The organism is Bradyrhizobium sp. CFUWI, assembly GCF_056429085.1.
The window spans coordinates 106,083-118,090 of the sequence record NZ_JBWJZE010000002.1 but is presented as its reverse complement, the minus strand read 5'-3'; the positions used below and the strand labels follow the sequence as shown (position 1 = coordinate 118,090).

General features: G+C 64.5%; 10 protein-coding genes. 4 read left to right on the top strand and 6 right to left on the bottom strand.

The annotated features are described in order from the left end of the window. Window positions 1-34: 34 nt before the first annotated feature. Entirely contained in the window at window positions 35-808 is a 774-nt protein-coding gene (mddA, locus tag AC066S_RS04420; protein ID WP_478268992.1) for a methanethiol S-methyltransferase, read from the top strand. A 69-nt stretch (window positions 809-877) separates the two neighbouring features. Here the strand turns inward: mddA and AC066S_RS04415 are convergent, their stop codons facing one another. After that, window positions 878-1,702, bottom strand: coding sequence for an NAD-dependent epimerase/dehydratase family protein (locus AC066S_RS04415; protein WP_126256510.1), 825 nt, complete (start codon window positions 1,700-1,702; stop codon window positions 878-880). Window positions 1,703-1,792: 90 nt separating this feature from the next. On the opposite strand from AC066S_RS04415, the gene AC066S_RS04410 reads away from it, so the two are divergent. Next, complete coding sequence (locus AC066S_RS04410; RefSeq protein WP_478268991.1) at window positions 1,793-2,773, top strand: SMP-30/gluconolactonase/LRE family protein; 981 nt, start codon at window positions 1,793-1,795, stop codon at window positions 2,771-2,773. 301 nt (window positions 2,774-3,074) lie between these two features. Here AC066S_RS04410 and AC066S_RS04405 read toward each other — a convergent pair whose 3' ends face one another. Further along, window positions 3,075-4,505: an aldehyde dehydrogenase family protein gene (locus AC066S_RS04405; RefSeq protein WP_135167941.1), complete on the bottom strand. Its 1,431-nt coding sequence runs from the start codon at window positions 4,503-4,505 to the stop codon at window positions 3,075-3,077. Window positions 4,506-4,775: 270 nt separating this feature from the next. After that, entirely contained in the window at window positions 4,776-7,139 is a 2,364-nt protein-coding gene (locus AC066S_RS04400; protein ID WP_478268990.1) for a transketolase, read from the bottom strand. A gap of 134 nt (window positions 7,140-7,273) precedes the next feature. Between AC066S_RS04400 and AC066S_RS04395 the strand changes: the two genes are divergently transcribed. Both AC066S_RS04395 and ppk2 read left to right on the top strand, forming a co-directional pair. Continuing rightward, window positions 7,274-7,735, top strand: a complete 462-nt coding sequence (locus AC066S_RS04395; protein WP_028177825.1) for an Lrp/AsnC family transcriptional regulator — start codon at window positions 7,274-7,276, stop codon at window positions 7,733-7,735. A gap of 92 nt (window positions 7,736-7,827) precedes the next feature. Beyond that, complete coding sequence (gene ppk2 / locus AC066S_RS04390) at window positions 7,828-8,748, top strand: polyphosphate kinase 2 (protein WP_135167939.1); 921 nt, start codon at window positions 7,828-7,830, stop codon at window positions 8,746-8,748. A 118-nt stretch (window positions 8,749-8,866) separates the two neighbouring features. Here the strand turns inward: ppk2 and AC066S_RS04385 are convergent, their stop codons facing one another. From AC066S_RS04385 to AC066S_RS04375, 3 genes are all read right to left on the bottom strand, one after another. Further along, window positions 8,867-9,946 (bottom strand): zinc-binding dehydrogenase, encoded by a 1,080-nt coding sequence (locus AC066S_RS04385; RefSeq protein WP_478268989.1) that lies wholly within the window; start codon window positions 9,944-9,946, stop codon window positions 8,867-8,869. Window positions 9,947-10,007: 61 nt separating this feature from the next. Continuing rightward, a complete protein-coding gene (locus AC066S_RS04380; RefSeq protein WP_164718494.1) occupies window positions 10,008-10,949 on the bottom strand; it encodes a DMT family transporter in 942 nt (313 codons plus the stop codon). A gap of 188 nt (window positions 10,950-11,137) precedes the next feature. Next, window positions 11,138-11,977, bottom strand: coding sequence for an aldo/keto reductase (locus AC066S_RS04375; RefSeq protein ID WP_126256517.1), 840 nt, complete (start codon window positions 11,975-11,977; stop codon window positions 11,138-11,140). Window positions 11,978-12,008 lie beyond the last annotated feature (31 nt).

Genomic DNA, 12,008 nt, shown 5'->3' with positions numbered 1-12,008 from the left:
TTGAATCCTTCACCACGAAACCGGAAACTCTATCATGTCCATCACCATGCATAACGGACCTGTTCAGACCGCAAGCTCGCTGGCGGCACGAAGCTTCGTGCTCGGCTACGGCGTGCTCGCTTATGTCATCTTCTTCGTGACCTTTCTCTACGCCGTCGGTTTCATTGCGCAACTCGTCGTGCCCAAGACAATCGACAGCGGCGCGACCGGCTCGACCGGACAGGCCCTCATGATCGACCTCGCGCTGATGTCGCTCTTCGCCGTCCAGCACAGCGGCATGGCGCGGCGGGGCTTCAAGAAGCTGTTCGCCGCCTTCGCCTCGCCCGCACTCGAGCGTAGCACCTATGTGCTGCTGGCAAGCCTGAGCCTGATCCTGCTGTTCTGGCAATGGCGGCCCATCACGGCCATCGTTTGGGAGATCGAGATGCCGATGGCAGCTTACGCCGCGGTCGCCGGAAGCTTCGCCGGCTGGCTCATCGTGCTGTACAGCACGTTCCTAATCAGCCATTTCGAGTTGTTCGGACTGACGCAAGTCGTCAGCCACTTTGCGGGGCGGCTCACCGAACCGATGAAGTTCAGGACGCCCGGCCTCTACCGCCTGATCCGGCATCCCATCTACCTCGGCTTCATCATCGCATTCTGGTCGACGCCGATCATGACGTTCGGGCACATGCTGTTCGCGATGGTGACGACGGCCTACATCTTCGTCGGCATCTGGCTGGAGGAGCGCGATCTGATTGCGCTGTTCGGCGACCAATACCGCCACTATCGGCAGAAGGTGGCGATGTTGATCCCGGGCCTGTTCTGATCCAACGCGAATGTACGGTGAGAGCGGCCAGGCAGAGCCCGGCCGCTCTTACCATGTCGAACGCGTTGCCTAGCGCTTATTCCAATCAATAATCCGACCCGGATCGGCGTCGAACTCCATGCTGCAGAACGTGCCGCCCTGGAAATAATCGCCGACCGGATCCGGCTTCAGCTTGGCCTGCTCGGCCATGGCGTGCTCGCGGAAATCTTCGGCGCGCCCGGTGGGGCGATAGCCGAATTCGTAGGCGCGGTGGTTGTCCCACCAGGCGCGTTCGTTGTGGGAGGCGCCATAGAAGATTTCGAAATGGATGTCTGGATGCTCGAGCCCGATGCGGCAGAGCTGCACGAGATCGTCGGGCTTAAGCCAGATCGAGAGCCGGCGCTGGTCGAGCGGCATGTCGCCGAAATTGCCGATGCGCAGGCAGGTCACCTTGAGCCCATGCTTGTCGGCGTAGAGCGCACCGACGGCTTCGCCGAACACCTTGCTGACGCCATAGCGCCCGTCGGGACGCGGAGTGACGTCGGTGCCGATCTTGTGGTGGCGCGGGTAAAAGCCGACGGCGTGGTTCGACGAGGCGAACACCACGCGCTTGACGCCCTTGCGGTAGGCGGCCTCGAACAGATTGTAGCCGCCGATGATGTTGGCCTGGAGGATCTGGTCCCAGGTGCCTTCGACCGAATAGCCGCCGAAATGGATGATGCCGTCGACGCCCTCGCAGATCGCCTCGCATTGTGCGAGATCGGCGAGGTCCGCCGCCTTGAACTTTTCGTTGGCGCCGAGATCGGCCGGCGGCTTGATGTCGGAGAGCAGGAGATCCGGATAGATCGGAGGCAGCAGTTTTCGCAGGCTCGTGCCGATTCCGCCCGAAGCTCCCGTCATCAGAATACGCGGCATTGTCGTTCCTCGCCTGTGGTGACCGATTTGCGGTCACATGTCTCTAATGATAGCAGGTTTGTCCAGAGGGAACGAAACGAGAGAACCGACATGAATGAGGCATCGTCCCACTCCTCTGATGGCCGTCAAGGCTGGCGGCCGGCGACCTATTATCCCGACCCGGCGATCAAGGCACTCGATCCCCGTTTCGAGAAATACTGGCTGAAGCTGTCGGCGGTGGAGCGGATCGCGACCGGCCTGCGCTGGGCCGAAGGGCCGGTCTGGTTCGGCGACGGACGCTATCTTCTTTGCAGCGACATCCCGAACCAGCGCATCATCAAATGGGAGGAGGAGACCGGCGCAGTCAGCGTGTTCCGCAAACCCTCCAATTTCGCCAACGGCAACACGCGCGACCGGCAGGGCCGGCTCGTCACCTGCGAGCACGGCGGACGGCGCGTGGTGCGCACCGAATATGACGGCAGCAACACCGTGCTGATGGATCAATTCAACGGCAAGCGGTTGAACTCGCCGAACGATGTCGTTGTTAAATCGGACGGCTCAATCTGGTTCACCGATCCGACCTTCGGCCTGCTCGGCAATTACGAGGGCTACAAGGCCGAGCCCGAGATCGAGCCGAACGTCTACCGGCTCGATCCCGCGACCGGCAAGGCGACCATCGTCGCCGAGGGCGTGCTCGGGCCGAACGGGCTGTGCTTCTCGCCGGACGAGGCAATCCTCTACGTCGTGGAATCACGCGGCGTGCCGAATCGCAAGATCCTCGCCTACGACGTCTCGGCCGACGGCACCACGATCTCCAACAAGCGTGTCCATATCGATGCCGGCCCGGGCACGCCGGACGGCATGCGCTGCGATATCGACGGCAATCTCTGGTGCGGCTGGGGCATGGGCGACCCCGAGCTCGACGGCGTTGTCGTGTTCGCGCCCGACGGCGTCATGATCGGCCGCATCGCCCTGCCCGAGCGCTGCGCCAACGTCTGCTTCGGCGGGCTCAAGCGCAACCGCCTGTTCATGGCGGCGAGCCAGTCGATCTACGCGCTGTATGTGAACACGCAGGGTGCGGTGGGGGGATAGGTTCTTCCGCCAGCGACGGTCTCGTAGGGTGGGCAAAGCGCAAGCGTGCCCACCATCCCCCGCGGGCGCGAAGACGTGTGCACGCTTCGCTTTGCCCACCCTGCGGCACTGCTCGTTCATCGCGCTTTCACTGGCGTCATTCCGGGGCGCGCCTCTTCGGCGCGAGCCCGGAATCCATTGTGCAGCAGAGACTGCGGACAAATGGATTCCGGGTTCGTCGCTGACGCGACGCCCCGGAATGACAAAAGGAAACGCCGGAGCGGTTGCCCGCTCCGGCGTCATGTTCGTCAGTCGCGAACGCTTACGCCGCGTTGAAGCCGGCGACGGCCTTCACTTCGAGGAAATCCTCGAGGCCGAACTTGCCCCATTCGCGGCCGTTGCCCGACTGCTTGTAGCCGCCGAACGGCGCGGTGCGGTCGTTGGGCACGCCCTGCAGGTTGACGTTGCCGGCGCGGATCTGGCGGCCGACGCGCTTGGCGTCCTCGACCGACGGACCGTAGACATAACCCGCGAGGCCATAGGGCGTGTCGTTCGCGATCTTGACCGCGTCGGCTTCGTCCTTGGCGCCGATGATGGTCAGCACCGGTCCGAAGATCTCTTCGCGCGCGATCGTCATGTCGGGCGTGACGTCGGCGAAGATGGTCGGACGGACATAGAAGCCCTTGTTGACGCCTTCGGGCAGGCCCGGGCCGCCGGCGACAAGCGTTGCGCCCTCGTCGATGCCCTTCTTGATCAGGCCCTGGATCTTGTCCCACTGACCGCGGTTGACGACCGGGCCGATGGTGGTGCCTTCGGCGCGGGGGTCACCGGCCTTGGTCTTGTCGGCGACGGCCTTCGCGATCGCGGCGACTTCCTTCATCTTGGACAGCGGCACGATCATGCGCGAGGGCGCGTTGCAGGACTGGCCCGAATTGTTGAACATGTGCAGCACGCCACCGGTCACCGCCTTGGTGAGGTCGGCGCCTTCGAGGATGACGTTCGGCGACTTGCCGCCCAGCTCCTGGCTGACGCGCTTCACGGTCGGTGCCGCGCGCTTGGCCACGTCGATACCGGCGCGGGTGGAGCCCGTGAAGGAGATCATGTCGATGTCGGGGTGCTCGCTCATGGCGGCGCCGACCTCGGGGCCGAGGCCGTTGACGAGGTTGAACACGCCCTTGGGCACGCCGGCTTCATGCAGGATTTCCGCGAAGATCAGCGCCGAGGTCGGGGTGAACTCGCTGGGCTTGAGGATCATGGTGCAGCCGGCGGCGAGCGCGGGCGCGACCTTGCAGGCGATCTGATTGAGCGGCCAGTTCCAGGGCGTGATCATGCCGACCACGCCGATCGGCTCGCGCAGCACCATGGCGGTGCCGACCGGCTCCTCGAAATGATAGTTCTTGAGCACGTCGAGCGTGGTCATGAGATGGCCAAGGCCGGCGCCGGCCTGGAGCTTCTCCGCCATCGGCAGCGGCGCGCCCATCTCGTCGGAAACGGCGGCGCCGATCTCCTTGAGCCGGCCCTTGTAGACCTCGATGACCTTGCTGAGCAGCGCGACGCGCTCCTCGCGGCTGGTCTGGGAGAAGGTCGCGAAGGCGCGCTTGGCGGCGGCAACCGCCTTGTCCACGTCGGCCTTGGAGCCCAGCGCAACCTCGTACATCGCCTCTTCCGTCGCGGGATTGACCACGGCGGTGGACTTCTTGACGACGGGATCAACCCAGGCGCCGTCGATGTAGAATTGCATGCGATTGACCATCGTTAACCTCTTCTTGGGGGCATGGTGGGGGCGTTTCGGCCGGCATCCTTGCACGAAAGCGCCGGCAATTGAACCCGCCATATGCGGGCCAGCGTTGCGGCGGACGGAGGTATATGAGCCGATGGCGGGAACGTGGCAAGGTTCTATCAGCCGTCATTCCGGGGCGCGCGGACCGCGAGCCCGGAATCCATTTCACCACCTGCCCTGACGCCCAATGGATTGGGGTTCGATGCTTCGCATCGCCCCGGAATGACGGGATGGTTACCCCGCCTACACCGCCATCTTCCGGTGCAGCACCGGCGCGCCGGTGGTCAGGCTCTCGGCCGCATCGATGATGGCGTTGGCGTCGATGCCGTAGTGCCGATAAAGGTCCGCGATGCTGCCGGTCTGACCGAACTGCTCGACGCCGAGCGCCTCGACGCGATGGCCGCGGACGCCACCGAGCCAGCCGAGCGCGGACGGATGACCATCGATCACGGTCACGATGCCGCAGTCGCGCGGTAGCGGCGCCAGCAGTTTCTCGACGTGGCTGAGATGCTGCACGCCGCGGCGGTCGCGGCGCAATTTCCGCGCGGCGGTCCATCCTGCGTGCAGCCGGTCAGCCGAGGTGATCGCGAGCAGGCCGACATCGCGGCGGCTCTCGCCGACGAAACCGGTGGCCTCGATCGCTTCGGGGGCGACCGCGCCGGTATAGGCGATCACGACCTCGGCATTCGGGCCCGGCTTGCGCAGCCAGTAGGCGCCGTCGGTGATGCCCTGCTGCAACTCCGGTGTCATGATCCGCTGCGCCTGCTCGATGCTGCGCGTCGAGAGGCGCAGATAGACCGAGCCACCCTCGCCCGGCTCGCGCTGCATGTGCTGGAAACCCCACCCCATGATCACGGCGAGCTCGTCGACGAAGGCGGGCTCGAACGATGCGAGCCCGTCCTGCGCCATGCCGATCAGGGGCGTCGCGATCGACTGGTGCGCACCACCTTCGGGCGCGAGCGTGATGCCCGATGGCGTCGCCGCCACCATGAAGCGTGCATCCTGGTAGCAGGCGTAGTTCAGCGCATCGAGGCCGCGCTCGATGAAGGGATCGTAGAGCGTGCCGACCGGCAAGAGCCGCTCGCCGTTGATCTGGTGCGACAGGCCGAGCGCCGAGAGCATGATGAACAGGTTCATCTCGGCGATGCCGAGCTCCAGATGCTGGCCTTTGGGCGAGGCGTCCCAATTGTAGGTGGACGGAATTTTCTCGCTGCGGAATAAGTCGGCCTTCTCGGCGCTGGCGAACAGCCCGCGCCGGTTCACCCAGGGGCCGAGATTGGTCGAGACGGTGACGTCGGGCGAGGTCGTGACGATGCGCCTGGCCAGATCGCTGTCCCCGCGGGCGATCTCGTTCAGCACGAGGCCAAAGCCCTGCTGGGTCGACATCTGCGGCGACGGCTTGAAGGCGAGCTGGGCGGGCACCTCGATCACAGGAGCGGTCAGGCGGCGGCCGTCCTGGTTGAAGGGCACGCGCGCGAGGAATGCGTCAAGCTCGGCGGCGGATTGCGACAGGCCCTCGTACCTGTCCCATTCATGGCCGGGCCGGATGTTCTGGTTGTCGCGATATTTCTCCATCTGCGCGACCGTCATCAGGCCGGCATGGTTGTCCTTGTGGCCCTGGAACGGCAGGCCGACGCCCTTGATGGTGTAGGCGATGAAGCAGACCGGGCGGTCGTGGTCGATGGACTCGAACGCCTCCAGCATGCTGGCCATGTCGTGGCCGCCGAGATTCGACATCAGTGCCAAGAGCTCGTCGTCGCTGCGCTTGTCGATCAGTCTGGTGATCGGGCCCTGGTCGCCGATCTCGTCATGCAGATGCTTGCGGAACGCCGCGCCGCCCTGGAAGCACAGGGCGGCGTAGAGCGCGTTCGGGCAATTGTCGATCCAGCGCTTCAGCGCCTCGCCGCCGGGTTCGGCGAAAGCCTCGCGCATCAGGCGGCCGTATTTGACGATGACGACGTCCCAGCCGAAATTGCGGAACATGGTCTCGAATTTTTCCCAGAGTCCCTCGCGCACGACCGCGTCGAGCGACTGGCGGTTATAATCCACCACCCACCAGGTGTTGCGCAGGCCATGCTTCCAGCCCTCCGCAAGCGCTTCGAAGATGTTGCCCTCGTCCATCTCGGCGTCGCCGACCAGGGCAATCATCCGCCCTTCGCGGCGGTCCTTCATCCAGCCGTGCGCCTTGACGTAATCCTGCACCAGCGAAGAGAACAGCGTCTGGGCGACGCCGAGGCCGACCGAGCCGGTCGAGAAATCGACGTCGTCGACGTCCTTGGTGCGCGAGGGATAGGACTGCGCGCCTTTGAAGCCGCGGAAATTCTCGAGCTTCTCGCGGCTCTGCCGGCCAAACAGATATTGGATGGCGTGGAACACCGGGCTCGCATGCGGCTTCACCGCGACGCGGTCCTCGGGCCGCAGCACGTGGAAGTACAGCGCCGACATGATGGTGGCGAGCGAGGCGGAGGAAGCCTGATGCCCGCCGACCTTGAGGCCGTCCGCATTGGGGCGGATGTGATTGGCATGATGGATGGTCCAGGACGACAACCACAGCGCCTTGCGGCTAAGGGCGGTCAATGTGTCCAGGCGGTCGGAATCAACGGGCATGGCAATGCTCCCGGAAACAGGTGGGGCGATGATACGCCCGCAGGCGGCGCCAAACTTCTCAATTTTTCGCGCCATACCGGCCGATATTGGGATATTTTACCAATCAGACGCCTCCTGACCCAGGTTCCATCCCAATGCCAGAACTCGACGCCATCGACCGCAAGATCCTCAGCCATCTCCAGAACGACAGCCGAATGACCATGCAGGAGCTCGCCGACAAGGTCGGACTCTCGGTCTCGCCCTGCCACCGCCGGGTCAAGCTGCTGGAGGAGCGCGGCGTGATCTCACGCTACATCGCGACCGTTGACCAGAAGGCGCTCGGCCTGCACGTCAGCGTCTTCATCTCGATCAAGCTGGCGCGGCAGAAGGAGGAGGACCTCAACCGCTTCGCCCGCGCGATCTCGAAATGGGACGAGGTGCTGGAATGCTATCTGATGACCGGCAACCGCGACTACCTCCTGCGCGTCGTCGCCGCCGACCTCGCCTCCTACGAGACTTTCCTGAAGACCAAGCTGACCCGCCTCGACGGCATCGCCTCGATAGAATCGAGCTTTGCGCTGAGCCAGGTGAAGTATTCGATCGCGCTGCCGGTGTGACTTGCGTCAGCGGGACCGCACGTTGTCACATGGTCGCAACAAACCCCGCCGATGGTCGTTGGTGACTGGTATCCGAGCCGAGAGAAGGACCCATGACCGCATCCGATCGCAAATCCCAGATCTCCAAGCGCGAGCGCATCATCCAGGAAATGGCCGACGATCTCGACGAGGAACTCGAGATGGAGCTGGATGACACCCGTCTCGACGAGCTCCTTGACGAGGCCGGAACGCTGAAACCGACGGTCGATCGCAGGCTCTATTTCCGGGAACTGCTTCGCCTCCAGGGCGAGCTCGTCAAGCTCCAGGACTGGGTGCAGAGCGAGAAGAAGAAGGTCGTGGTGCTGTTCGAGGGCCGCGACTCCGCCGGAAAGGGCGGCGTGATCAAGCGCATCACCCAGCGACTCAATCCCCGCATCTGCCGCGTCGCGGCGCTTCCGGCGCCAAACGAGCGCGAGCGCACGCAATGGTATTTCCAGCGCTACGTCGCGCACCTGCCGGCCGGCGGCGAAATCGTGCTGTTCGACCGTAGCTGGTACAACCGCGCCGGGGTCGAGCGCGTGATGGGCTTCTGCTCGGAGGACGAATATCAGGAGTTCTTCAAGTCGGTGCCGGAATTCGAGCGCATGCTGATCCGCTCCGGCATCATCCTGGTCAAGTACTGGTTCTCGATCACCGACGACGAGCAGCAGTTCCGCTTCACCATGCGCATCAAGGATCCCCTGAAGCAATGGAAGCTGAGCCCGATGGACGTCGAGTCCCGCAGTCGCTGGGAGGCTTACACCAAGGCCAAGGAGACGATGCTGGAGTACACGCACCTGCCGGATAGCCCATGGTGGATCGTCGATGCCGTGGACAAGAAGCGCGCCCGGCTCAACTGCATCGCACATCTATTGACTCAGATCCCGTACCAGGAGGTCGCGCGGGCTCCGGTGACGCTGCCGCCGCGCGTCCGCAACCCCGACTATCAGAGAGGCCCAGTCCCGCCGGAGATGTACGTGCCGGCGAAATATTGACGAAGCGTTTCGTAGGGTGGGCAAAGCGTAGCGTGCCCACCATGACGAGCACGGCGTCTGAAGGGGCACGGCGCTTTGCGCCTTTGCCCACCCTACGGCACTAACTACGCAGCAGGAGTCACCGCCACGGCTGCACGATGATCTTGGTGTGCGCTTCGGGATTGGCGAGGTCGGCGAACGCCTTGGTGACGCCGTCGAGTCCGACCTCGGCCGTCACCATGGCGGCGGCGTCCACCTGCCCTTCGGCGATCAGGCGCAGTGACGCAGCGAACTCCTCCGGCGTGTAGCCGAGCACGTATTGGACGTTCAGCTCCTTCATGATGCCGAGCATCGGCTCGTTTCTGTCGCTCTCCATGCAGACGCCGACAACAACAATGCGTGCGTCACGCGGCGCGCCTTCGAACACCTGCTGCAGCAGACCGGGCACGCCGACGCATTCGAAAATGATCGCGGGCTTCAGCGCCGGCAGCATCGCCTGCAACGGCGGCCGTGCCGCTTTCTCCGCGTCCGACATCTGCGCGTGCTCGGCCCAGGTCGCATAGGGTTGCGACGCCTTGGGATCGACGACGATATCGGCGCCGAGCCTGGCTGCGAGCGCGCGCCGTGCCGGCGAATAATCGGCGGCGACGATCGGATGCAGTCCTCTCAGCTTCAGCGCGGCGATCACCGCAAGCCCAACCGGGCCGCAGCCGATCACCAGCGGCACCTCGTCGCCACGAATATTGGCTTTCGCCACGGCGTGGACGCCGACGGCAAGCGGCTCGGTCAGCGCGGCGTGTTCCGGCGCCAGACCATTGGGCACTTCGAGCAGCAGCGCTTCGCTGAGCAGCATCGCCTCGGCATAGCCGCCAATATTGTCGTTGGAATAGCCGATGCCTTCGATCCCCCCGGGCGTCACCAGCGCCGGCAGCGAGCAGACGCGTGTGCCCGGCTTGAACTTGCGCGCGGTGCCGGCTCCGTAGTCGACGATCTCGCAGCAGAACTCGTGGCCGAACACGACGTCGCGGGAGAGGTCCATCGGCCTGCGGCCGGTCTTCTGCGCCATCTCCACCATGCGATGGGCGTGCTGGCGCGCGTGCAGGTCGGAGCCGCAGATGCCGCAGGCGAGCGTCTTGACCAGCACCTGGCCGGCGCCGGGCTTGGGCTCGGCCATCTCGCCAACGACAATCTCACCGTTCCTGAAAATCGCAGCGCGCATCCGGCTCCTCCCCTTTTTGTTGGAGCCGTTGATAGCACGAAGCGGGACGCAGTGACTTGCGTCAGGGGTTCGGGGAACGCTCTTCCAAGACCAGCAATTGGGCCCGACGGACGCGCTCGCGATGGGCGATGTAGAGGCCGCTGGCGACGATGAAGGCGGCGCCGACGACGGTCCAGACGTCCGGGACTTCGCCGAAGATGAAGAAGCCCAAAATGCTGACCCAGAGCAGTTGCGTGTAGGAGAACGGCGCCAGCACCGAGGCATCGCCGTAGCGATAGGCCAGCACGATGATCCACTGGCCGACGGTCGAGGCAACACCGATCAGGATGCCGAGGCCGATTCCCGTCCAGCTCGGCGTGACCCAGACGAACGGCACCATCAGGGACAGCATGGCAACGCCGGTCAGCGCGGAATAGGCCATGGTGGTGAGCACGGCCTCGCGGCCGCTCATCATGCGCGTCAGGATCAGCGCGGCAGCCCAGCAGAATGCCGAGATGATCGGGAAGAACGCGGCGGCATGAAACGCACTCGTGCCCGGCCGCAGGATGATCAAGACGCCCGTCAGGCCGATCGCGGTCGCGATCCAGCGCCGCATGCCGACCTTCTCGCTCAGGAAGATGATCGACAGTGCGGTGACGAACAGCGGCGAGACGAAGCCGGTGGCGGAAGCCTCCGCAATCGGAAGGAAGCTCAGGCCGGTGATGAAGAACAGTGAGGAGCCGAGCAGCGCGGCACCGCGCATCAGCTGCAGTCCGAGCCGCTCGGTGCGCATCGCATGGAGCGGCGAGCCGGGCAGCATCACCGGCGTGAACATCAGGGCGAAGGTGACGAAGCGGATCCAGGTAATCTCGATCGACGGCAGGCTGGTCGAGAGATATTTCGCGGTGACGTCGGAAGTGCCGAGGAATACCGTCGACAACAGCACCAGCGCGATGCCCTTGAAGGGATGGTCGACGCGCGCGGGCGCGCGGCGGGCCTTCTGCTTCTTCTCCGGCACAGGCATGGGAATATTGTCGAGCCTTGCGGCTGCGGCAGGCGGCGGTGTCACGGCAGGAACCCGGGCAAAATGCGAATCGAGGGACGTTGTAAAAAACGCCAATTGCGCCGTGTTCACAACTTCCGAAAACAGGATGCCGATATGCGCGGGCCGCCGCGCGCGTCAATGCTCCGTTAATAATGGGCGTTTGTGCATTACAGCATGGGCAGGCCGCGCGGCTTCGGACCGCGCGGAAACGCGACATCGAGCGCCGCAATCTCGTCTTTCGTCAGCACGAGGTCGCCGGCCGCCGCATTCTCGCCGGCATGTTCCGGCGATGACGCCTTCGGGATCGCGAACACCGTAGTCGCACGGGTGAGGAAGCTCAGCGCGACCTGACGCGGCGTCGCGCGTCGCGCCTCTGCGATGCGCGCCAGCACGGCGCCGCCCTTGCTGCGCGCATCCGGAAAATCATCGTGGCCGAACGGCGAATAGGCGACCACCGCGACGCCATGTTTCTCGCACCAGGGGATCACCGCATGCTCGATCGCGCGCTCCTTCAGATGATAGAGCACCTGATTGCAGGCGATCCGGCCCTTCCCGGAGACATCGAGAATCTCGTCGAGATCGTCGGCGTCGAAATTGGAGACACCCCAGGACTTGATCTTGCCTGCCTTCACCAGCTCCTCGAACGCCGCCACCGTATCTTGCAGCGGATAGGAACCGCGCCAGTGCAGGAGGTAGCAGTCGAGACGGTCGGTCTTGAGCCGCTTCAGCGAGCGCTCGCAGGCAGTGATGGTTCCGCGGCGCGAGGCATTGCTCGGCAGCACCTTGGAGACCAGGAACACCTCATCGCGACGTCCCGCGATGGCATCGGCAATGACGAGCTCCGCATCGCCATACATCTCGGCGGTGTCGATATGCGTCATGCCGAGATCGAGCCCGCGCTGAAGCGCGGCAACCGCACGCTTGCGGTCGCCGTGGTCGAGATACCAGGTGCCCTGCCCGACGACGGAGACGTTGGCGCCGGTTTGGCCGAAGGGTTTTGTGTCCATGCTCGCTCCGCTGTCGTCCTTTTCCGCTCAG

What these genes read in the sequence shown, in the direction of transcription:
- mddA (WP_478268992.1), top strand. Translation starts at nt 35, where the DNA reads ATGTCCATCACCATGCATAACGGACCTGTTCAGACCGCAAGCTCGCTG.
- AC066S_RS04415 (WP_126256510.1), bottom strand. Translation starts at nt 1,702, where the DNA reads ATGCCGCGTATTCTGATGACGGGAGCTTCGGGCGGAATCGGCACGAGC.
- AC066S_RS04410 (WP_478268991.1), top strand. Translation starts at nt 1,793, where the DNA reads ATGAATGAGGCATCGTCCCACTCCTCTGATGGCCGTCAAGGCTGGCGG.
- AC066S_RS04405 (WP_135167941.1), bottom strand. Translation starts at nt 4,505, where the DNA reads ATGGTCAATCGCATGCAATTCTACATCGACGGCGCCTGGGTTGATCCC.
- AC066S_RS04400 (WP_478268990.1), bottom strand. Translation starts at nt 7,139, where the DNA reads ATGCCCGTTGATTCCGACCGCCTGGACACATTGACCGCCCTTAGCCGC.
- AC066S_RS04395 (WP_028177825.1), top strand. Translation starts at nt 7,274, where the DNA reads ATGCCAGAACTCGACGCCATCGACCGCAAGATCCTCAGCCATCTCCAG.
- ppk2 (WP_135167939.1), top strand. Translation starts at nt 7,828, where the DNA reads ATGACCGCATCCGATCGCAAATCCCAGATCTCCAAGCGCGAGCGCATC.
- AC066S_RS04385 (WP_478268989.1), bottom strand. Translation starts at nt 9,946, where the DNA reads ATGCGCGCTGCGATTTTCAGGAACGGTGAGATTGTCGTTGGCGAGATG.
- AC066S_RS04380 (WP_164718494.1), bottom strand. Translation starts at nt 10,949, where the DNA reads ATGCCTGTGCCGGAGAAGAAGCAGAAGGCCCGCCGCGCGCCCGCGCGC.
- AC066S_RS04375 (WP_126256517.1), bottom strand. Translation starts at nt 11,977, where the DNA reads ATGGACACAAAACCCTTCGGCCAAACCGGCGCCAACGTCTCCGTCGTC.